The following is a 20,974-nucleotide window of genomic DNA, read 5'->3' as shown; positions in this document are numbered from 1 at the left end:
TAAGCTGATACGTAAGGTAGCCCTACTTTAAGGTCGAACCGTGAGGGGAGACCGATACTGCTAGCAACAAAGCGGTTAGGGAGCTAGGCTTGATAGTATGGCTAACAAATGTGAACCACTGTTAAATGTCGTTAAGTTGAACAGGCTAAAGTTGCTGATAAGCCTGAACCAAAAGGTGTGCAGTCGGTTAACCCTTTCCATAGTGGGGTTACACGGACAAATGACTGCCGGCAGAGAGGTGGAGCCTAACCTATCATTTTGTTTATTAAGCGGAACATGGTAAGCCTGTATTGTTGCTTCTAGCAAGGCAAATCGTAAGAAATGCTGATAACAGTGCAGGTATAGGAAAATGGAAAAAGCGAATGCCATCTTGTAATGAGATGGATAGAGGTTCAAGATTTGCCTCAACTCGAAAGAGTGCAGACTTCCATTCGGTTTCTAATCACAAGAGAACTTGTAGAATTTTTGAAAGGAGAAAGCAAATGAACAGTAAAATGTGTGCTACTACTAACATAGCCAACAGTTGGGAAACTATTGATTTCGTGAAAGCTGAAATCTATGTTAAAAAACTACAAATGCGTATTGTGAAAGCGTGGAAGTTGGGTAAATTCAACCGAGTGAAATCACTCCAACATTTACTAACGACTTCATTCTATGCAAAAGCCTTGGCAGTGAAACGTGTCACTGAAAATCAAGGTAAAAAGACAAGTGGCGTTGATAAAGAGTTATGGTTAACACCTAACGCTAAATATCAAGCAATCAAGAAATTAAAGGTCAAAGGCTATCGTCCAAAACCACTAAGACGGATTTATATTCCTAAGAAAAATGGTAAGAAAAGACCTCTTAGTATTCCAACGATGACAGATAGAGCAATGCAGACATTATTTAAGTTCGCTTTAGAACCTATTGCAGAAACAACAGCAGACCCAAATTCTTATGGCTTTAGACCCAAAAGAAGTACTCAGGATGCTATTGAACAATGTTTCTCAGCTTTGAGTAAGCAAAAATCTGCTAAGTGGGTTTTAGAAGGTGACATTAAAGGATGTTTTGATAATATCAGTCACGAGTGGATAATGAAACACATTCCAATGAACAAGACAATACTTGGAAAATGGTTGAAAAGTGGTTATATCGAAAATGGCAAGTTATCTCCAACAGAGTTTGGAAGCCCTCAAGGGTCACCAATTTCACCAATCATTTCAAATATGGTACTAGATGGTCTAGAGAGAAAACTTTCAACGACATTTAGAAAGAAAAAGGTTAATGGTCAAGTCTATGCACCAAAAATTAATTTTGTTAGGTATGCGGATGACTTTATTGTTACTGGTGTCAGTAAGGAACTATTGGAAAATGAGGTTAAACCAGTCATTATTGAGTTCTTGAAAGAACGTGGCTTGGAGTTATCTGAAGAAAAAACGTTGATAAGTCATATCACGGATGGCTTTGATTTTCTGGGCGTAAACATTAGAATGTACGACGGAAAATTACTAACCAAACCTTCCAAAAAGAATTACGAAAGTATTGTTTCGAAAATCAGGGATATTATCAAAAACAACCCGTCGATGAAACAGGAGCTGTTAATCCGTAAGTTAAATCCTATTATCATAGGTTGGGTTAACTACCAAAAGCACAACGTTTCATCAGAATCATTTCAAAGACTTGATTTTGATATCTATCAATGTCTATGGCAGTGGTGTGTCTGAAGACATCCTAAAAAGGGGAGAAGGTGGGTTGCTAATAAATATTTCCATACTTTTGGTAGCCGTAGTTGGATTTTTAGTGTTCCAACTGCTGATACAATGGAAAATGGCGAACCATTCTATCTTCGCTTGAAATATGCTTCTGATACTGATATTCGCCGACATATTAAAATTAAGGCGGAAGCAAACCCATTTGATGAACAATGGCAACCGTATTTTGAGGAACGTCAAGAAAAGCAAATGCGACAAGAACTAAAAGGAAGACGTGTGATTAACGGACTATATTATAAACAAAAAGGGATTTGTCCAGTTTGCGAATTGAAAATCACCAAGGAAACAGATTTCCGAGTTCATCAAACCGTGAAAGACCATAAACCAATAAAAGCATTGGTACACCCTACTTGTCATAAAAATATAAAAGAAAACACGCTGGTTCTCTAACGAGGACTTATAGAAGCTTGAGCCGTGTGAGGGGAAACTCTCATGCACGGTTCTTAGAGGGGAAAGAGGTCGTGAGACCTCTGACCTACTCGACCAGACACAGGAGAATAAGCTCAAATATATCACCCAGATTATGACCTCAAAAGATCCTGTGAGATCAGCTGAAGACATTGATGAACAAACCATGACTGCCTCAGACTTTAAGGCTTTAGCCACAGGTAATCCCTATCTCAAACTCAAAATGGAGTTGGAAAATGAACTGACAGTGTTAGAAAATCAAAAACGAGCCTTTAACCGTTCCAAAGATGAATACCGTCACACTGTTTCCTATTGCGAGAAGCACTTCCCTATCTTGGAAAAACGGTTGAGTCAATATGATAAAGATATTGCCCAATCCCTAGCAACTAAACATCTAGATTTTGTCATGCGGTTTGACAATCAGACGATGGATAATCGTGCTGAAGCTGGGGACTATCTGCGAAAACTCATTACCTATAACCGATCAGAGACCAAGGAAGTCAAAACACTTGCCAGCTTTAGAGGATTTTATTTAAAAATGAATACACGAGGTCCTAGTGAGCCTTTACCAGAGACTGTTTCTTTGATGATTGTAGGCGATAACCAATATACAGTCGCCCTTGATTTGAAATCAGACGTGGGAACCATTCAACGGATCAGTAATGCCATCGACCATATTATGGCTGATCAAGAAAAGACAGAAGAAATGGTTAAGGACTTGAAAGATAAGCTAAAAGTTGCCAAAGTAGAAGTTGAGAAAGTCTTTCCAAAGGAAGAGGATTACCAACTTGTAAAGACTAAGTATGAGGTTTTGGCTCCCTTGGTCGAAAAAGAAGCAGAAATTGAGGAAATAGATGCGGCTTTGGCCATGTTTAGTGAAGTCACATCACCACAAAGGGAGCAACAAATAGCACTCGAGATATAAGAAAAAAGGCTGACAAATATTTTTGAACGCGGTAAAATGAAGTCAAGAAATCACAAAAGGAGAATAGATCATGGCTCAAACACTAGAAGAAATGCGTTATCAACTTGAAGAATGGTTGGCACAAGGCTTTGCAAACCCAGAGGATAGAGCTAACTACCAAACCTTAAAGGAACAGTATGAAGATGAAACTCTTGATTATAGCTTTTCAAAGCGAGAAATCATTGGTCAACTGGAAGTCATCATCACAACTCGTGAGAATGACTTTCCAAACTTAGATGAGGTGACGAAAACAGAATACCTTGATTTGGTCGCTCAACTAGATGAACTCGACAAGGAACAAGCAAACTATTATCGTAAGCAATTGGGATAGGAGGTATCTTATGCAAGAACTAATAGAACAGATATTGCAGGGATTTATGCTAGTTGCCGCTTTAGGATTGATTTTTATTATTTTGTATCAGATTTTTAGACTAGCGACAGGCTTATTTCTCATCGGATTTATCAGTGGTTTAATCTTTATAGAAGTTTATGGGATTTACCTATTCTTTACGGAAAGGTATCTCTATACAGAAGATTTGGCAGCGAATGGGATTTTGAGTTTTACAGGTTTTTATATTGCTTTGAATCTATTTCTCGTTTTTAGCTTTATGATGAAGTGGTGGAGTGCAAGAACAGCATAACAAAAGGACTATCCAGAGGTAGTCCTTTTTCTTGTGATAAAATTTCCAAGCTAATCTTGATATGATGAGGCTATCACTAATAAAGGAGTAAGCCATGTTAAATAAAGTGAAGGCTAGATTTCTGATTGGAGTCGGAGGTTTAATCGCAGTCAGTTTTATGGTCATGATTGGCTACACGATTGGCTCACAATCCGTTTCAAAACAAACAGAGAACCAAATACGAGCAGAAGCCAATAAACTTGTGACAAAGGAAAAGCAGAAGGAAAGAGCAACAGTCCTATCAGATGAGCTTGTCAATGAATTTCTCACTCAATATTTCACCAAGGTTCAGCTGGGTGAAAATAACGCTCGTATCAAGCCTTACATGACGGACTCGGCATTTTCAGAAGAGGAAGCAAATCAGAATAAAGCGATCAATCAAGTTTATAAAGATTATATGCTTGACTACCGATTTGAATCAGCCAGTATCTATGTCAATACAGAAAGCAATGTTGCACTTGCGGAAGTAACTTATCAAGTGACCTATGTTTCAGATTTGAGTGAGCAACAACAGCGAACCACTCAGACAGAAACTAAGACGGTTATGTTATCCTACTCCAAAGTTTCCAACAAGCTCCTAGTTAATCAGTTGACCATTTGGAATGGGAAACTGGAGGACATGAAAGAAGCTACAGAAGGTGCTCATTCCAGCATACCAATGATCCAAGGAACTACAACAAGTGAGAACAACTAGCAGGAGACAGTCTTCTGCTTTTTTTGATAGGGAGACAAGATGACACGAATTAAAGCAGTAAAACAAAAGGCTATTTTAGATGTGGCTGAAAGTCTGGGTTATTCTTTTAGACAATTATCAGGACACATTTATGAACACCCAGACCATGATTCCTTTCGGATTTTTGCGGATACCAATACTTTCAAATGGTTTTCAAGAGATATACAAGGGGATGTGATTGACTTTGTTCAATTAGTTACAGGTGTCACTTTCAATGAGGCTGTATCCTATCTTGAAACTGGAGATTTTAAACAGACCAAAATAATAGAAGAAACTTATCAACCGTTTCAATATTATTTGCATGAAGAACCCTTTCAGCAAGCAAGTACTTACTTGCAAGTCGTCCGTGGCCTAAGTGATCAGACTATTAATACCTTTGGCAGACAAGGATTGCTTGCTCAAGCTACTTATCAATTGGAGCCAGTATTAGTGTTTAAAAGCTTTGACCATAATGGGACCTTACAGGCAGCAAGCCTTCAAGGTCTCGTCAAAAATGAAGAAAGACACAAACGTGGCTATTTGAAGAAAATCATGAAAGGCTCTCATGGCCATGTCGGTGTTAGTTTCGATATTGGGAATCCCAAGCGACTCATTTTTTGTGAATCGGTTATTGATATGATGAGTTATTATCAGCTTCATCAAAAGCAATTATCTGATGTTCGCTTGGTTTCAATGGAGGGCTTAAAACTTTCTGTGATTGCTTATCAGACTTTTCGTTTAGCAGCGGAGGAACAGGGGAAACTGACATTTCTAGATACAGTAAAACCAAGCAGATTTAGCTATTATCTTCAGGCAATACAAGAGACGACAACCTTTTTTCAAACTCATTCAAACGTCATAACAATGGCTGTTGATAACGATGAAGCAGGAAGAGAATTTTGTCAGAAACTGTCAGATAAAGGATTTCCGAATTCTCAAGATTTACCACTATTGCAGGGACTTGAAACAAAGTCAGATTGGAATGATATTGTGAAACAGCAGAGTGAACTATCCTTAAGTGATTTTATCCAAACAGCCCAAGCACAAGTCAATAAGAATCATCCTCCACCTAAACAAGAGCACGCTTTGGAATTGTGATAACAAAATCAAGTCCGCTATCATAATCTAGAAAGTGACAAGGAGGACCCTATGAGTGTGATTGAACGTCTGGCTGAAAAAGTAGCTAGGCAAGAAGAAAAGGTCTCACGTGAGACGGAGAAATTGGAACACTATCGTGACCAACTACAAACAGCTATGTACAGTACCTTTATCAAACGGCAACAATCTAGTCAGTTGTCATTTCATGAAGCACTAGAGCAAGCCTTTGGTAAAGAAAATACACTACAACCAATTTACAGAAATGAGGATACAGAATGAGTAAAACATGGAATTTTGATCAGCCACTAGATGATGTGAAACCGACATCGTCCCATGAAGAACGAGCTAAAATCGCAGCACTTTTCCATAAGCAGGATGAAAAGTCAATTGAAGAAGTAGATTATGTGGCTGCTTTTGAACAGCAACAAAAGGAGTCAGAATCAAAAGATGTACAGACGCCTGAATCAAAAGTTAAACAAAGTCAGCTGAAGAATGTAAATATTACAAGTGACTATAAACAACACTTAGCAAATACCATTGCACAAAACAATAAGGATATTTCCGCCTGTCAGAAGCAAATTGAAGAACTTCATCAATTGATTGATGAAAAGAAAATCCAAAATAAAAAGTTACAGGCTATTTCAGTAGCCATTGATGATTTATAAGTCAGGTAGTCCTATGCGGGCTATCTTTTACAATTTAAGGAGAAGATAATGAAATTTTTTCAAAAGAAAACACAGAATCAAGATCAATTTAAACGACTGATTCATCGACTATCAGAGATGTCAGATACTGAACTAACCAAAGTAGAGAAACTTCTAGATGTGGTTTTTGATACAAACTTCAAGTCTAGTGAGAGAGTAGAAATATCTCGGAACATTATAACCACTGAGGAACAAAACCTTGATAAGTCGATTCAGGAAGCGAAAAATAAACTGAATACTGAGCAGTTGGAGAAGCGAATAGAAGAGTTTAAACAATCGAAGAAACCTAAAAACGGATAACGCACCATATTTGGTGCGTTATCCGTTTTTTATGGTATAATGAAAGCAAATATGAGGAGGTCTTTATCTATGATTGGAGACAATATTAAATCACTACGCCGAACACACGATTTAACACAACCAGAATTTGCGAAAATGGTCGGGATTTCACGCAATAGCTTAAGTCGTTATGAAAATGGGACTAGTACAGTTTCAACAGAACTCATCGACCGTATTTGTCAGAAATTTAACGTTTCTTATGTCGATATTGTAGGGGAGGACAAGATGCTAACACCTGTTGAAGATCACCAACTGACTTTAAAAGTAGAAGTGATAAAAGAACGTGGAGCAGCCATTTTATCAAAGCTTTATAGATACCAGGATGGTCAAGATATTGCTTTTGATGATGAATCGAATCCTTGGATTTTGATGAGTGATGATTTGGCTGAATTGCTCCATACGAAAATTTACCTTGTCGATACTTTCGATGAAATAGAGCGTTACAATGGCTACTTAGATGGTATTGAGCGGATGTTAGATATGGTGCATCATCGGGTGGTGGCTTAATGAGGTTGGAAGAATTTAGTGAGGCTGCATTTCAGAAGGCCTTACAACGAACCATTCGGGCTTTAACCCGAGAAAAGACGATTCCAGATCAACCGAAAGCTATCTTACTTGGTGGACAAAGCGGAGCAGGTAAGACAACGATACATCGTATCAAGCAAAAGGAATTTCAAGGTAATATCATTATCATCGATGGTGACAGCTATCGTTCTCAGCATCCCAATTACTTAGCCCTGCAAGAAAAGTATGGCAAGGACAGCGTGGACTATACCAAGGGATTTGCTGGAAAAATGGTAGAGCATCTTGTTGACGAACTCAGCACGCAGGGTTATCATTTATTGATTGAAGGGACTTTGCGTACCACTCAAGTTCCAAGAAAAACTGCTCAATTATTAGCATCAAAAGGTTACCAAGTTTCCTTAGCTGTGATTGGTACCAAACCAGAATTGTCCTATCTCAGTACCTTGATTCGTTACGAAGAGCTTTATGCTATAGATCCGACTCAGGCCAGAGCAACCCCAAAAGAACACCATGATGGGATTGTAGAGAACTTGGTTGATAACCTAAAGGAGCTTGAAAGCGATAAACTCTTTGACCAAATTCAGATTTATCAAAGAGATCGAACTTGTATCTACGATTCTGAAACTGATGAAGGCTCCGCGGCAGAAGTGCTACAAGAATGCCTCTTTGGAAAATGGATCAAGGTAGAGGAAGAGATGTTGAAGGTGGGGCAGGAACAGTTGTGTGAATTAGTTTCAGGTAATGGAGATAAGAAATGAAGTTAACAAAAGTAATTATTAATAATTTTAGATCATTCGGTGAAAGTCAAATTATTGAATTAAATAATCAAACGGTACTGATTGGGAATAATAGTTCGGGAAAAACAACTGTATTACAAGCATTGAGTAAGCTGTTTTCGGATAAACAAAATGATAGAATAATTAAAAAAAGTGATTTTCACCTTCTAAAAGGTTCAAGGCCCGGAGAAAATACTAAAAACCTCTTTATAGAAACTATTTTTGAGTTTGATGAACTTGATGGAACCCTCTGTGGTCCAGCAATTCCATCGTTTTTCGAACACTTTACAGTTTCTCAAGATGGTGCCAAACCATTTCTACGAATCAGGTTAGAATCTTCTTGGGAAGATGATGGAACAGTTGAAGGAAGTGTTGATACTCAAATCTATTATATTTCATCTGATGAAGATACTATTAGAGATGAAGACAAACATCGTGCTCCTAGAAAGGATTTGGATAAAATTAGGGTACTTTATGTACCCGCTTCAAGAACGCCTGAGAAGGAGTTGGGTAATGCTTCAGGTAGTATGTTAAGTAGGTTGGTAAATAGTATAAATTGGACCGAAGATGAGATAAATGAAATTACAGATAAAATTGATGAGTTGAATAACACTTTTTTATCTGAAAATGGAGCATTAACTCAGATCAACAAAGAGGTTCAAAAATCATGGAAATTATATCATGAAGATAACCGTTTTTCTCAAGCAGAATTGATTATTAATTCTTCTGAGATGGCGGCAGCACTTAGACAGATTGCCTTAAAATTTTCACCAACAACCACTGAAGAAGCATTTACAGTTTCAGATCTAGGAGATGGACTGAGATCTATTTTTTATTTTTCACTTGTTGATTCGATACTTGATATTGAGTTAGAAATTACCAAAGATCGTGAAGAAAATCCTGATAATCCAAGATTTAAATTGATTCCACCAGTACTAACTATCTTAGCAATAGAAGAACCAGAAAATCATATTGCTCCACACCACATTGGAAAACTGATAAAAAGGTTTAAGCAATTAGGCAATAATGACAACTCTCAAGTAATTTTAACGTCACATTCTCCAGCTATTGTAAAAAGAATTGACCCAGAAGATTTGAGGTATTTAAGAATAGAAAATAATGACAGAGTTCTTCAAACCATTGTTTCTGATATACAGCTACCTCAAGCTATAGATGAATCTTATAAATATATTAAAGGAGCAATTCAAGCTTATCCTGAACTATATTTTGCGAAGTTAGTAGTTCTAGGTGAAGGCGACAGTGAGGAACTGCTATTACCAAAGTTTTTTGATTTACTTGGGAAAGAGGTAGATAGCTCTCAGATTTCAATTGTCCCTTTAGGAGGCAGACATGTCAACTATTTTTGGAAATTATTGAATGCTCTCAGAATTCCTCATATTACCTTGTTGGATTTTGATAATGAGAGATACGGAGGCGGTTGGGGAAGAATAAAATATATTTCTGAATATTTGTATGAGTTGAACACAGAGTTCCGAGAATGGTTCGATACTCAGGGACTTGATTTCAGTGAGATTGGAGAACGAGAGTTTGAATCAATAGATGCACCACGCCTGAATAATTGGTTTAATAGACTTGAAGAATTTAGTGTCTACTTCTCTTCACCGATTGATATTGACTTCTTGATGTTACAACATTATAAGGAACATTATCTGGATATGTTATCTTCGAAAGAAGGGCCAGTCGTTTCATATGCTGATTCAGGTGGGAATAGTAAAAAAGTAAAATTAACTGATTTGGATTGTATTGATAAATTGCAGTTAGAAGGTCTCGAAAAACGTATAGAGGAAGCGAAAAGAGCTACTTTAAAAGATAAGAGTGGATCGGGGGTTAGTTTTACTAAAGAAGAAAAAGAATTAATGATTTGGTATCAATATTTCTTTTTAGGTAGAGGAAAGCCGACAACTCATATGCAATTTTTATCATCAATTAGTGATGATAAATTAAAGAGAAACCTACCTCCTGTGTTTGAAAAAATAGTTAGACGTGCGGAAGAATTACTTGGAGATATTGACTATGGTGAAGAGTGACGATTGGTTTCCTAAAGGAGTCATTAAATTAGAGGATGCTGCTTTAGAAGTAGTTAAAGATGTTACTAACAGTCTAGTCATTGCTGGACCAGGTGCTGGAAAAACTGAATTACTGGCTCAAAAGTTAGACTATCTTTTTTCTACAAATAAATGTATTTCTCCAAAAAAGATTTTAGCTTTAAGTTTTAAAACAGATGCTGCTGCAAATTTGAAAGATAGAGTTAAAAAACGTTATGGTGATGAATATGCTTCTCGTTTTACCTCATTAACCTATTCGGCTTTTGAAAAGAGAATTTTAGACCAATTTAGAGATGTTCTACCTGAGGATATACGACCATCAAGAGATTATTTGATTGAAGATTGGGATACTATAAAAGAACTACTCTCTATGAATGGAATTAATGTTAATGGATTGAGGATGTCATATATAAGAAATATTGTCGAAAATATTATACTTAATGACGGGAATACTCACAAATTAAAAAAGGATTTACTAAAAGGAACACAAGATAATAAGCCGGTCCTCTTGTATAGGCAAATAACAAAGTTGAGTACTCAAATAATAGCTACTAACGAATACATCCGTAAAGCACTTCAAATGACATACGATTTTGTATTTCTAGATGAATTTCAGGATACTACATATGCCCAGTATAATTTATTAAAAACTTGTTTTTTAGGTTCGTCTTGTAAATTAACAGCAGTTGGAGATAATAAGCAAGCCATTATGAGATGGGCAGGTGCAAAGCCTGATATTTTTCCAGACTATATTCGAGACTTTAATTCAAATGAATATCAATTGTTGATGAATCACCGCTCTGTACCTAAACTTGTAGAATTTCAAAAAGAGGTTCATCAGATATTAAATAGTAATCACAGTTCTATTCAGACAAATAATTATCCAGAATTTCAAGAGGGTGAAATAACATTATTTGAATTTGAAAATGAAAGTTTAGAAGCTGAGTTAATTGCAAATGATATAGAATCAAAAATTCAAGGAGGTATACGACCATCAGAAATTTGTATCCTAGCAAAACAGAAGATTGATGATTATAGTTCAAAATTGATAACTACATTAAGCAGTAAAGGGATTAAAGCAAGAATTGAAAATGAATATCAAGAGCTTTTAAAAGACTCTACTTGTAACCTATTATTAGATTTAATATCATGCAGTCAAGGAAAACGAGATCCTTTAATTTGGGAAAATATTAGTAATTTTTATGGAAATATCAATGGAATAGATGAGTTTACTGATGAATTAATTTTAGCAAAATCCTATAAGGAGATTGACAATATAGTTAGTGATATTACTTACCTAATTTCAAATTTTATTCCCAATGAAGAAAGTATGCTAAATTTAATTGATTGTATTATTGAAAAAATAGATGAAAAAAGAATTATTTCCAACTTTTCAACATACAATGGGAAAAGTGACCTAGATATCATTGTCAAGAACTTTTCAAAGTTATTATACAAAGAATATTCTCAAACACAAGGTGAATGGCTAGATATAGTATCTAGTTTCAAGGGTGAAAACTCAATTCCAATTATGACTATCCATAAGAGTAAAGGATTAGAATATGAGGCAGTCTATTTTCTAGGCTTGGAGGATTCTGCATTCTGGAATTTTAATAATCAACCTGAAGAAGATAAAAGTGCGTTCTTCGTTGCACTTTCACGAGCAAAAAGTCACCTAATCTTCACATACTGTAAATTGAGAAATAATAGGGCACAAAACAATAGAAATATTAACGAGATATATTCATTGCTAACCCAGTCTAACCTAGTAAAGGTTGGTAATTAATAATGATTAAGGCATAGGAATTTGTTTTTTAAATAAACTAATTCCTATGCCTTATATTGCATGTTTGAGTAGTTGAAAATGTGATAGTAGATTATCAAGATATACTTTTTTGAAAACTTTTTAACAACTTAATTAAGTTTAGTTCAGTTAAGTTTTTTTCATTTTCTTGACTATTATAGTTAGGATTTTTTTGTTTCGCCTTTTTAAAGTACAAATTCAAATCTTTTTTTGAAACTGCTAGTTGCTTCATTATCTCTTCTGTTGAAAATTTACTTTTTATTAAGTTGTGAGTCTTTTCCAATTCCATTTTATCATCATAAATTACTATATTATTTTTAAATCTATCTAAAGGATATTTTTCGAGACCAGATATTGAAGAAAAAACTTTCAGCAATTGGTATTTTAAAGTATTTTTGTATAAACAGTGGTAATAAATAGTGTCAGAATAACCACATTCAAAACTTTCTAAATCAGGGGAGGGCACTAGACAATTTCCCTGATCTAAATATAAAGCCATAAAGTCGATAATTGTAAGGTGTCGATAACGGAGTTGTACTAGTTGCCAATCAACATTGGTTTGGTATTGATTTAAACTATAAGGCATAGTTTCGAAACGATTTGCATCATCGTCGGTAAGCTTAATATAAAAATCGGGATTAGGATTATAAATAAAAAATCTTCCGTCTTCATTTTCAATGAAGAACCAATTTTTATAGTCTTTTAAAACATGAAAATACTGCTCTTTGATATTTAAGTCGGTATGATTAAACTTTTGAAACAACTTATTTATTAACTCAAAAGGAGCCGAGGAGTCTTTAGGAGTATTTATAGAGCCATTTCTAGCATATATTAATCCTTTTGGCAATGCAGTATCTTTCTTAGGCTTATAATCTTTTGTTAAAAATACAGGAACTCTATCTGTATCATAAATAATTAAGATGTCAATTTTTTTGTTGTCTATAGTTTCAGTTTGTATGCTAATTTTAATTTGATTATTTGTTGATATAAAGAGTTTATGTAGTAAATCTGTTAGATCTTCTTCATTTCTTCTATTATCATCATTGTTTACACCGATTATATCTAAAGTGATATTATCAATTCCAAAAATGATATAACAATCTTCGTGATGTGATGTATTAACAAAATTCAATATGTCACGAACTAATTCAGACTTTGAATGATGCCATTTTTGTTTGAAATCATGAAACTCATCTTCAGGAGTATTAAGTAGTAAATCTATTTGTTCTATATTCAGCATGCCTATTTCTCTAAATATTCAGTTTACAGGAATTGTATCATAGAATTTAAGAAAGTCAATTATAACTGTATTAGTTGTGATACCTTTTCCAAATCATCCTTATTATTCTTATATCATCCTTAAGAAAATCAATCCATGATTTTTCACTTGGGGTTTGGGGGCGAAGCCACCAAGTTATCTTATCGTTAGCTGTCAAAACTGGAGAGTTTTGGTCAGCTGGCGATATGATTTTTGGGATATTGTGGACACAATATCTGAGCTCGCAAAGACCTAAAAGGAAGATAGTGTGCAGTACCGTATCAAATACGAGGGCGGGGCTGAGCCGATAATAACAGATAGGGAGGATGTCAGATGGGAGAACAAGTTAGAGAGATACGCAAAGAAGTAAACTTTTCTGTAGCAGAGTATAGACAGATACAGGAGTTGATGGAAGGGGAGGGCCATGAGCAATTCTCACCTTTTGTTAGAGGTAAATTATTGAACCAGAAATACCACTCAAATCAACAACTCGAAGAATGGATAAAGTATTGGCAACATCAAAAAGTGGAGCAGATTGGTCGCGATATACACGAGATCACTGTTCTAGCAAACTCAACTCAATCAGTTACAAGTGAACATCTTGGGATTATCCTGAACTGCGTTAAAGAGTTGATGAATGAAATTGGGAACACCATTCCACTAAGTGGAGCTTTTAAGGACAAATATATGTGGTAATAAGTTATGGAGAATCGTTATCGAACCAATCTGAAAAAAGTGTATTTGAGTGATCAAGAATTGGCTATTCTCAACAAAAAGATTGCCCAAAGTCAATGTCCAAACTTTTCCCATTATGCCAGAAAGACCTTACTTGATCCTGGTATGAATTTTATCACGTTTGATACATCAGGTTTTCAAGACCTGATTTTTGAAATTCGGAGAATAGGGAATAATATCAATCAAATTGCGCGTGCAGTCAATCAAAGTCATCTCTTAAACACTCATCAAATCAAGGAATTACAGCTAGGTATGGCAGAATTGGAAAGGCAGTTACAAAAAGATTTTGATATTAAGTGTCAACGATTGAGAGAATTTTATGGTCATCACTAAGCACTATGCAGTTCATGGGAAAAAATACCGCAGGCAATTGATAAAATATATTCTTAATCCAATGAAAACCAGGAACTTATCATTGATTTCAGATTTCGGAATCAGCAATTATCTGGATTTCCCTGACTATATGGAAATGGTAAAGATGTATCAAAATAATTTTCTTTTGAATGATAACCTCTACGATTCTCGATTTGATAGGCTGGAGAAGAACCAACAAAAAATACATGCTCATCATATTATTCAGTCTTTTTCTCCAGAAGATAAAATAAGTCCAGAGGAAATCAACTGCATAGGCTATGAAACAGTAAAAGAGTTGACAGGTGGTCAATATAAATTCATTGTAGCCACTCATGTTGATCAGGACCATTGTCATAATCACATTATTATCAACTCAGTCGCCTGCCAATCTCAAAAAAAGTTGAAGTGGGACTACGCTATTGAAAGAAATTTGCAAATGATTTCGGATAGAATTTCTAAAGTAGCTGGTGCCAAAATTATTCCACCTAAACGATATTCTCATAGAGATTATGAGGTCTATCGCCGTTCTAATCACAAATACGAATTGAAGCAGCGGTTATTTTTTCTCATGGAACATTCAATTGATTTCAATAATTTTATGCAAAAAGCTGAGCAACTAAATATCAAAATAGATTTCTCAAGGAAACATAGTCGATTTTTCATGACAGATAGAGATATGAAGCAAGTCATCCGAGGAGACAAGCTGAATAAGAGAGAACCCTATTCAAAAGAATATTTTCAACATTATTTTGCCAAGAAAAAGATTGAACAGATTTTAGAATTTTTGTTGCCAAGATCCAATTCATTTGATGATTTAGTTGAGAAAGCTGGGTTACTGGGATTAGAATTGAAGAGCAAAATAAAAACGATAGATTTTGTTCTTTCTGATGGACAAAGCTACATTTCCATACCAAATAAGTCATTAAGTAAGAAAAATCTTTATGACACTATGTATTTTGAGAGCTACTTCAAAGAACATGATGTAGTTGAAGTGCTTCATAATAGTGAAGTAAAAACGGAATTTGAAAAATTTGAGACACAACAGCATTCAGACATATTGACCGTAGAAGAAATAACCGAAGCGTATGAAACGTACAAGACTAAGAGAGATGCCGTACATGAGTTTGAAGTTGAGATTGCTGAAGAGCAAGTTGAAAAGATGGTTTCAGATGGACTTTTCATTAAAGTTTGGATGGGGATTGGACAAGAAGGACTAATCTTCATTCCAAATCATCAACTAAATATCGTAGAACAAGAAAATAAGAAACAGTATATGTTGTTTATTCGAGAAACATCTTCTTATTTCATTTTTCACAAGGAAAATTCAGAAAAGAATCGTTTTATGAAAGGAAGAGACTTGATTCGCCAACTGACATATGATAATAGCTCTCTACCATATAAGAAACGAATAAGTCTGGTCGATCTTCAACAAAAAATTGAAGAAATCAATTTGTTAATGACACTAAACACTCAAAACAAATCATTTCTTGAATTAAAAGATAAATTGGTTGAAGAAATCGCACAGCTAGATATAGATTTGACAAATCTACAAGAAAAAACTGCCACCTTAAACAAGATGGCAGAAGTCCTTGTTAACTTACAAAGCGAGAATCAAGATTCCAAACGATTAGCTAAGTATGAGTGTTCCAAGATGAATTTATCGCAAGATGTAACAATAGAGCAAATTGAATCTGAGATTGAAATGATACAGAATCAGCTATACAATAAAATCGAAGAATACGAAAATACAGTAAGGAAGTTGGAGGAATACGTAAGAATTTTAAATATGGATAAATACAAGACAGATGATTTTTCCATTAATATTGATTAAATGTTCAAAATTCCAACATATTCCAGTTTATTTTTGATATAATGTAAAAAAACAACAAAGGATTAAACATGAATAAACGAGAACGACTAGAAGAAATTACACGGTTGGTAAACAAAAAAGGTACAGTTAGAATCTCTGAGATTGTGGAATTGCTAAATGTTACTGATATGACTGTTCGACGTGATTTTATAGAGTTGGAAGAGCAAGGGGTCTTAACTAAAATACACGGCGGGGCTAGAAGTAATAAGGCTTTTCAATATCGTGAATATTCTCATTCTGAGAAACACATTCAAAATAAGGAAGCCAAGCAAGAGATAGCAGAAAAGGCAGCACGACTGATAGAAGATGGAGACACGGTATTTTTAGGTCCAGGAACAACAGTGGCCTTTCTAGCTGAAGCCATTAAAAATCCTCGCCTCACTGTCGTCACAAATTGTATGCCTGTTTTTACCATCTTATCACAAAAGAAGACAGAGGATTTTCAAGTCTTTCTCCTGGGGGGAGAATATCGCCAAGTGACAGAATCTTTTGTAGGAGAAATTACCAATACAAGTTTAGAAAAAATGCGATTTAGCAAGATTTTCTTTTCAGGTAACGGACTTAAGGGAACTGATGTCATGACCTCTACCCTAGCCGAAGCCTATACGCAAAATATTGCCATTAAACATTCTTTAGAAAAATATCTACTGCTAGATGCCTCGAAAATTGGAATAGATGATTTTACTTCCTTTTGTGATTTAAATGATGTAACTGCTCTAGTGACAGATATGAATGCAAAGGATGAAAATTACCAATTATTAAGTAACCATATTGAAATTATTTCAACAAAATCATAAAGTATCAAAACCAACAGCAAAATGTTGGTTTTTTGTTTTCATACGAAAAAAATAAACAAAAATAAAACAAAGTATGTTGAATTTATGTTTATTTGGTTGTATAATTTAAACATAAAAAGCGAAAGCGCTTTTTCTAAGTTTTGCAAAACAAAGATTTTCTGCCACATATGGCTACAACTTACTATTTTTGTTAGGAGATAGGTTATGACAATCATTATCGGTGCTGATCCAGCGGGCTCAAAACTAAAAGACGTTATTAAAGATTATTTGCTAGAGAAATCATATGACTTTAAAGATGTCAGTGATGGAAGTGATTTTGTTGATACAACTTTGGCGGTAGTTGCAGCAGTCAATCAAGAGGAAGGAAATCTTGGTATTGTGATTGATGCTTATGGTGTTGGTCCATTTATGACCGCAACTAAAGTCAAAGGCATGATCGCTGCAGAGGTTTCAGACGAACGTTCTGCCTATATGACAAGAGGACACAACAATTCGCGTATTATTACATTCGGTAGTGAGATTGTAGGAGAAGGAATTGCTAAAAATATCGTTAAAGGATTTGTTGAAGGTGAGTATGATGGCGGCCGTCACCAAATTCGTGTTGATATGCTAAATAAAATGTGTTAATTGTTGTAAACAAAGGAGAATAAGAGATGAAAATTGCAATCGGTTGTGACCACATTGTAACCTATGAAAAAATCGCTGTGGTAGATTATTTGAAAAATCAAGGATATGAAGTATTGGACTTTGGGACTTATGATAATGTTCGTACTCATTACCCAATCTTTGGTAAAAAAGTTGGTGAAGCTGTTGCAAGCGGACAAGCAGATTTGGGAATTTGTATTTGTGGAACAGGTGTTGGAATCAACAATGCTGTAAACAAGGTTCCTGGTGTTCGATCAGCCTTGGTTCGTGATATGACCTCAGCACTTTACGCTAAGGAAGAGTTAAATGCCAACGTCATTGGTTTTGGCGGCAAAATTACGGGTGAGTTGCTCATGTGCGACATCATTGAAGCCTTCATTAAAGCAGAATACAAACCAACTGAAGAAAACAAACGTTTGATCGAAAAGATTGCTGCAGTTGAAACGTTCAATCAAGAGCAGGCTAATCCAGAGTTCTTTACGGAATTTCTTGAAAAGTGGGATCGTGGAGAATACCACGACTAGGAGGCTCACATGATTTTGACGATTACTTTAAATCCGTCGGTTGATATTGCCTATCAATTTGATACCTTTCAATTGGATACGGTCAATCGAGTAGAAAAAGTTCAAAAAACAGCTGGTGGCAAGGGGCTCAATGTGACACGGGTTTTGAAACAAATCGGTGAAGATGTTGTGGCTACTGGTTTCATTGGTGGTGAACTTGGAAGTTATGTAAAGAAACAACTCACTCGAAATGATATTAAAAATTCCTTTGTGGAAATTGGGAACGAAACACGTAATTGCATTGCGGTTCTTCATGATGGCAAACAGACGGAGATTTTAGAACAAGGACCAACTATTCAAGAACATGAAGCCTTGAATTTTACCGAACATCTAGAAATTATCCTGAACAATATAGATGTTGTTGTTATTTCAGGAAGTTTGCCTAAGGGACTTGCTAGTAACTATTATGTTAAGGTCATTGAACTTTGTAAAAAATGTGGTGTTGCTGTTGTTCTGGATTGTTCTGGTGAGGCGCTGAAAAATGTTTTAGAAAGCCAGCAGAAGCCAACTGTTATCAAGCCGAATACAGAAGAGTTATCACAGTTAATTGGAAAAGATGTCACGGATGATATTCAAGAATTGAAAGAAGTTCTGTCTGATCAATTATTCCAAGGAATTGATTGGATAGTCGTATCATTGGGGGCAAAGGGGGCTTTTGCCAAGCACAATGACAAGTTCTATCGTGTTAAAATTCCAAAAATAAATGTCGTCAATCCAGTAGGTTCGGGTGATTCAACCGTTGCAGGTATTGCAGCAGGTTTGGTACATGCTTTACCTGAAGCAGAATTATTAAAAAATGCTAATGTTTTGGGCATGCTAAATGCCCAGGAGGAACAGACAGGTTATGTTAATTTAGTACATTCAGAAGTATTGTATTCTCAAATCGAAGTCGAGGAGGTTTAAGATGGTATTAACAGCAGAAAAAAGAAAGTATATGGAAAAAGTAAGCAATGAAGCAGGAGTTATTTCAGCTCTTGCCTTCGACCAACGTGGAGCCTTGAAAAAAATGATGGCAAAACATCAGGCAGAAGAACCTACTGTGGAGCAGATGGAAGAGCTAAAAACTCTAGTTTCTGAAGAACTAACACAGTTTTCTTCTTCTATTCTTTTAGATCCAGAGTTTGGTTTGCCAGCTTCACGCGCCCGCGATGAACAATGTGGCTTACTTTTGGCTTATGAAAAAACTGGCTATGACACCAGCTCTACCAGTCGTTTGCCAGATTGCCTAGTAGAGTGGTCTGTAAAACGATTAAAAGAAGAGGGGGCTGATGCCATTAAGTTTCTACTTTACTATGACGTTGATGGTGATCCATACGTTAATCTTCAAAAACATGCTTATATCGAACGCTTAGGTTCAGAATGTCAGGCAGAAGATTTGCCATTCTTCTTGGAAATTTTGAGCTACGATGAGACGATTGATGACAATGCTAGCGTTGAGTTTGCTAAAGTTAAACCTAGAAAAGTAAATGAAGCCATGAAAGTATTTTCTAACGAACGCTTTGGAGTAGATGTTCTCAAGGTAGAAGTACCTGTGAACATGAATTTTGTAGAAGGCTTTGGAACAGGGGAAGTCGTTTATACAAAAGACGAAGCAGCCGAATATTTCCGTCAACAAGAAGCATCAACTCATTTACCATACATTTATCTAAGTGCAGGTGTTTCTGCAAAACTCTTCCAAGATACACTAGTGTTTGCACATGAATCAGGTGCAAAATTCAACGGTGTTCTCTGTGGTCGTGCAACATGGGCAGGTGTTGTGCCAGTCTATATTGAACAAGGAGAAGAAGCAGCACGTGAATGGTTACGAACTGTTGGTCGTGAAAATATTGAAGGACTTGATGCGATCTTGTCTCAAACTGCTACTTCTTGGCTAGAAAAATAATATAAAAAATAACCATTTTCTTAAAAGAAAGGGTTTACATTTTCTGAGAATATGCTATAATAATCTCATCAGCAAGAATAGAGTGGATTGTAACTAATTCGATTAGGCAAGACTACAAATGGATTTGAGAGTAGAGTATTCTCGGTTTGTTTGTAGTCTTTTTTTGCTTAAAAGTATAGGAGGGATTTATGTTTAGGATTATACAGTCGCTAAATAATAACGCTGCTCTGGTGAAAAATGAACATGGGGAACAGGCAGTCGTGATGGGATTAGGTATAACCTTTCAAAAGAAAAAGGGAGATCTAATTGTTCAGGATAAGATAGAAAATATCTTTTCGCTAAAAAATGATGAGGCCAAGGAAAACTTTCTAACCTTATTAAAAGATATTCCCTTAGATTTTATTTCAGCAACCTACACGGTTATCAATCATCTCGTAGCAACGTATCATTACCCTGTACAAGAATATCTCTATGTGACACTGACAGATCATATCTATTGTGCATATCAGGCGGTTTTAAAGAATACTTATCAAGAAAGTAAGTTACCCAATATTTTAGCCGAATATCCATTGGAATATAAAATGGCGCGTGAAGCCTTAGCTATGTTTCGTGAAAAGTTGCTAAAAGAGCTTCCGAATGATGAGATTGGTAGAATTGCACTTCACTTAATTAATGCAAAGGGTGAAACCATTCATCCCACAAGTGAAGAACAGGACATCAGCAAAAAAATTATAACGGATGTTGAACAAATTCTAACGGAGAATGGGATTAAACGCTCAAAAGAAAATAGCAATTTTTATGATCGCTTTATGATCCATCTGTCCTATTTTCTGAATTACTTAGATCGATCCCATCAGTCAAATGAATCAATTGCTAGTTTGGAACAGTATATCAAGCTCCAGAATCCAAGAGCTTACCAGATTGGAAGTCAGATTTTTGAGATGATCACAACATTGGTTGATGAACCTGTAAATGACAGTGAAAGGTTCTATATTGTACTACATATTCAACGGTTATTGTAAATCAATTCAATTTTAAAAGGA

Annotated in this window: 22 protein-coding genes and 1 pseudogene; 22 read left to right on the top strand and 1 reads right to left on the bottom strand. The window is 35.6% G+C overall.

Annotated features, from left to right (window positions below; all coding sequences use genetic code 11):
* Positions 1–482: 482 nt before the first annotated feature.
* The 13 genes and pseudogenes from ltrA (at position 483) to EL097_RS08180 (ending at position 11,809) form a co-directional block, all read left to right on the top strand.
* Positions 483–2,141: pseudogene (gene ltrA / locus EL097_RS08240) on the top strand (group II intron reverse transcriptase/maturase).
* 133 nt (positions 2,142–2,274) lie between these two features.
* Positions 2,275–3,084, top strand: a complete 810-nt coding sequence (locus tag EL097_RS08235; RefSeq protein WP_003048426.1) for a hypothetical protein — start codon at positions 2,275–2,277, stop codon at positions 3,082–3,084.
* 70 nt (positions 3,085–3,154) lie between these two features.
* Positions 3,155–3,454: a DUF5962 family protein gene (locus EL097_RS08230; RefSeq protein ID WP_003048427.1), complete on the top strand. Its 300-nt coding sequence runs from the start codon at positions 3,155–3,157 to the stop codon at positions 3,452–3,454.
* 10 nt (positions 3,455–3,464) lie between these two features.
* Complete coding sequence (locus EL097_RS08225) at positions 3,465–3,764, top strand: DUF5966 family protein (protein WP_003048429.1); 300 nt, start codon at positions 3,465–3,467, stop codon at positions 3,762–3,764.
* 94 nt (positions 3,765–3,858) lie between these two features.
* A complete protein-coding gene (locus EL097_RS08220; protein ID WP_003048431.1) occupies positions 3,859–4,497 on the top strand; it encodes a hypothetical protein in 639 nt (212 codons plus the stop codon).
* A 39-nt stretch (positions 4,498–4,536) separates the two neighbouring features.
* Positions 4,537–5,613, top strand: a complete 1,077-nt coding sequence (locus EL097_RS08215; RefSeq protein WP_003048433.1) for a toprim domain-containing protein — start codon at positions 4,537–4,539, stop codon at positions 5,611–5,613.
* Between the two features lie 51 nt (positions 5,614–5,664).
* On the top strand, positions 5,665–5,892 hold the full coding sequence (locus EL097_RS08210; protein WP_003048434.1) for a DUF5965 family protein: 228 nt from the start codon (positions 5,665–5,667) through the stop codon (positions 5,890–5,892).
* On the top strand, positions 5,889–6,278 hold the full coding sequence (locus tag EL097_RS08205) for a DUF5945 family protein (protein WP_003048435.1): 390 nt from the start codon (positions 5,889–5,891) through the stop codon (positions 6,276–6,278). Before EL097_RS08210 ends, EL097_RS08205 begins: the two co-directional genes overlap by 4 nt.
* A gap of 48 nt (positions 6,279–6,326) precedes the next feature.
* The gene (locus EL097_RS08200; protein ID WP_003048436.1) at positions 6,327–6,617 is read left to right on the top strand and encodes a hypothetical protein; all 291 of its coding nucleotides are present in this window, start codon (positions 6,327–6,329) and stop codon (positions 6,615–6,617) included.
* A gap of 69 nt (positions 6,618–6,686) precedes the next feature.
* A complete protein-coding gene (gene pezA, locus EL097_RS08195; RefSeq protein ID WP_129545018.1) occupies positions 6,687–7,163 on the top strand; it encodes a type II toxin-antitoxin system antitoxin PezA in 477 nt (158 codons plus the stop codon).
* Positions 7,163–7,939 (top strand): type II toxin-antitoxin system toxin PezT, encoded by a 777-nt coding sequence (gene pezT, locus EL097_RS08190; protein ID WP_003048438.1) that lies wholly within the window; start codon positions 7,163–7,165, stop codon positions 7,937–7,939. Before pezA ends, pezT begins: the two co-directional genes overlap by 1 nt.
* The gene (locus EL097_RS08185; RefSeq protein WP_003048439.1) at positions 7,936–10,005 is read left to right on the top strand and encodes an ATP-dependent nuclease; all 2,070 of its coding nucleotides are present in this window, start codon (positions 7,936–7,938) and stop codon (positions 10,003–10,005) included. The genes pezT and EL097_RS08185 overlap by 4 nt, the downstream gene beginning before the upstream one ends.
* The gene (locus EL097_RS08180) at positions 9,992–11,809 is read left to right on the top strand and encodes a UvrD-helicase domain-containing protein (protein ID WP_003048440.1); all 1,818 of its coding nucleotides are present in this window, start codon (positions 9,992–9,994) and stop codon (positions 11,807–11,809) included. The genes EL097_RS08185 and EL097_RS08180 overlap by 14 nt, the downstream gene beginning before the upstream one ends.
* Positions 11,810–11,903: 94 nt before the next feature.
* Here the strand turns inward: EL097_RS08180 and EL097_RS08175 are convergent, their stop codons facing one another.
* Positions 11,904–13,067 carry an ATP-binding protein gene (locus tag EL097_RS08175; RefSeq protein WP_003048441.1) on the bottom strand — a complete coding sequence of 388 codons (1,164 nt, stop codon included), beginning with the start codon at positions 13,065–13,067 and terminating at the stop codon, positions 11,904–11,906.
* 351 nt (positions 13,068–13,418) lie between these two features.
* On the opposite strand from EL097_RS08175, the gene EL097_RS08170 reads away from it, so the two are divergent.
* From EL097_RS08170 to EL097_RS08125, 9 genes are all read left to right on the top strand, one after another.
* Complete coding sequence (locus EL097_RS08170) at positions 13,419–13,781, top strand: SAG1252 family conjugative relaxosome accessory protein (protein WP_003048442.1); 363 nt, start codon at positions 13,419–13,421, stop codon at positions 13,779–13,781.
* 6 nt (positions 13,782–13,787) lie between these two features.
* Positions 13,788–14,153, top strand: a complete 366-nt coding sequence (locus EL097_RS08165; protein ID WP_003048443.1) for a MobC family plasmid mobilization relaxosome protein — start codon at positions 13,788–13,790, stop codon at positions 14,151–14,153.
* A complete protein-coding gene (locus EL097_RS08160; RefSeq protein WP_003048444.1) occupies positions 14,140–16,005 on the top strand; it encodes an SAG1250 family conjugative relaxase in 1,866 nt (621 codons plus the stop codon). The genes EL097_RS08165 and EL097_RS08160 overlap by 14 nt, the downstream gene beginning before the upstream one ends.
* Positions 16,006–16,073: 68 nt before the next feature.
* Entirely contained in the window at positions 16,074–16,841 is a 768-nt protein-coding gene (locus EL097_RS08155) for a DeoR/GlpR family DNA-binding transcription regulator (RefSeq protein ID WP_003048445.1), read from the top strand.
* A 204-nt stretch (positions 16,842–17,045) separates the two neighbouring features.
* Positions 17,046–17,468, top strand: a complete 423-nt coding sequence (gene lacA / locus EL097_RS08145; RefSeq protein WP_003048446.1) for a galactose-6-phosphate isomerase subunit LacA — start codon at positions 17,046–17,048, stop codon at positions 17,466–17,468.
* A 26-nt stretch (positions 17,469–17,494) separates the two neighbouring features.
* On the top strand, positions 17,495–18,010 hold the full coding sequence (gene lacB, locus EL097_RS08140; protein ID WP_003048447.1) for a galactose-6-phosphate isomerase subunit LacB: 516 nt from the start codon (positions 17,495–17,497) through the stop codon (positions 18,008–18,010).
* A 9-nt stretch (positions 18,011–18,019) separates the two neighbouring features.
* Positions 18,020–18,952 (top strand): tagatose-6-phosphate kinase, encoded by a 933-nt coding sequence (locus tag EL097_RS08135; RefSeq protein WP_003048448.1) that lies wholly within the window; start codon positions 18,020–18,022, stop codon positions 18,950–18,952.
* Position 18,953: 1 nt separating this feature from the next.
* Positions 18,954–19,931 (top strand): tagatose-bisphosphate aldolase, encoded by a 978-nt coding sequence (gene lacD / locus EL097_RS08130; protein WP_003048449.1) that lies wholly within the window; start codon positions 18,954–18,956, stop codon positions 19,929–19,931.
* Positions 19,932–20,119: 188 nt separating this feature from the next.
* Positions 20,120–20,953 carry a PRD domain-containing protein gene (locus EL097_RS08125; RefSeq protein WP_003048450.1) on the top strand — a complete coding sequence of 278 codons (834 nt, stop codon included), beginning with the start codon at positions 20,120–20,122 and terminating at the stop codon, positions 20,951–20,953.
* Positions 20,954–20,974 lie beyond the last annotated feature (21 nt).

It is taken from the genome of Streptococcus canis (assembly GCF_900636575.1).
In the GTDB taxonomy this organism is placed as follows: Bacteria; Bacillota; Bacilli; order Lactobacillales; family Streptococcaceae; genus Streptococcus; species Streptococcus canis.
Note: the sequence above shows the minus strand (reverse complement) of the source record. Positions and strands in the feature narration are given on the sequence as shown.

Bases quoted from the DNA above. Each gene is read 5' to 3' on its own strand.
- lacB (WP_003048447.1), top strand. From the start codon at position 17,495: ATGAAAATTGCAATCGGTTGTGACCACATTGTAACCTATGAAAAAATC.
- EL097_RS08200 (WP_003048436.1), top strand. From the start codon at position 6,327: ATGAAATTTTTTCAAAAGAAAACACAGAATCAAGATCAATTTAAACGA.
- EL097_RS08220 (WP_003048431.1), top strand. From the start codon at position 3,859: ATGTTAAATAAAGTGAAGGCTAGATTTCTGATTGGAGTCGGAGGTTTA.
- EL097_RS08170 (WP_003048442.1), top strand. From the start codon at position 13,419: ATGGGAGAACAAGTTAGAGAGATACGCAAAGAAGTAAACTTTTCTGTA.
- EL097_RS08165 (WP_003048443.1), top strand. From the start codon at position 13,788: ATGGAGAATCGTTATCGAACCAATCTGAAAAAAGTGTATTTGAGTGAT.
- EL097_RS08155 (WP_003048445.1), top strand. From the start codon at position 16,074: ATGAATAAACGAGAACGACTAGAAGAAATTACACGGTTGGTAAACAAA.
- pezT (WP_003048438.1), top strand. From the start codon at position 7,163: ATGAGGTTGGAAGAATTTAGTGAGGCTGCATTTCAGAAGGCCTTACAA.
- EL097_RS08225 (WP_003048429.1), top strand. From the start codon at position 3,465: ATGCAAGAACTAATAGAACAGATATTGCAGGGATTTATGCTAGTTGCC.
- pezA (WP_129545018.1), top strand. From the start codon at position 6,687: ATGATTGGAGACAATATTAAATCACTACGCCGAACACACGATTTAACA.
- EL097_RS08175 (WP_003048441.1), bottom strand. From the start codon at position 13,067: ATGCTGAATATAGAACAAATAGATTTACTACTTAATACTCCTGAAGAT.
- EL097_RS08180 (WP_003048440.1), top strand. From the start codon at position 9,992: ATGGTGAAGAGTGACGATTGGTTTCCTAAAGGAGTCATTAAATTAGAG.
- lacD (WP_003048449.1), top strand. From the start codon at position 18,954: ATGGTATTAACAGCAGAAAAAAGAAAGTATATGGAAAAAGTAAGCAAT.
- EL097_RS08215 (WP_003048433.1), top strand. From the start codon at position 4,537: ATGACACGAATTAAAGCAGTAAAACAAAAGGCTATTTTAGATGTGGCT.
- EL097_RS08205 (WP_003048435.1), top strand. From the start codon at position 5,889: ATGAGTAAAACATGGAATTTTGATCAGCCACTAGATGATGTGAAACCG.
- EL097_RS08185 (WP_003048439.1), top strand. From the start codon at position 7,936: ATGAAGTTAACAAAAGTAATTATTAATAATTTTAGATCATTCGGTGAA.
- EL097_RS08210 (WP_003048434.1), top strand. From the start codon at position 5,665: ATGAGTGTGATTGAACGTCTGGCTGAAAAAGTAGCTAGGCAAGAAGAA.
- EL097_RS08160 (WP_003048444.1), top strand. From the start codon at position 14,140: ATGGTCATCACTAAGCACTATGCAGTTCATGGGAAAAAATACCGCAGG.
- EL097_RS08235 (WP_003048426.1), top strand. From the start codon at position 2,275: ATGACCTCAAAAGATCCTGTGAGATCAGCTGAAGACATTGATGAACAA.
- EL097_RS08125 (WP_003048450.1), top strand. From the start codon at position 20,120: ATGTTTAGGATTATACAGTCGCTAAATAATAACGCTGCTCTGGTGAAA.
- lacA (WP_003048446.1), top strand. From the start codon at position 17,046: ATGACAATCATTATCGGTGCTGATCCAGCGGGCTCAAAACTAAAAGAC.
- EL097_RS08230 (WP_003048427.1), top strand. From the start codon at position 3,155: ATGGCTCAAACACTAGAAGAAATGCGTTATCAACTTGAAGAATGGTTG.
- EL097_RS08135 (WP_003048448.1), top strand. From the start codon at position 18,020: ATGATTTTGACGATTACTTTAAATCCGTCGGTTGATATTGCCTATCAA.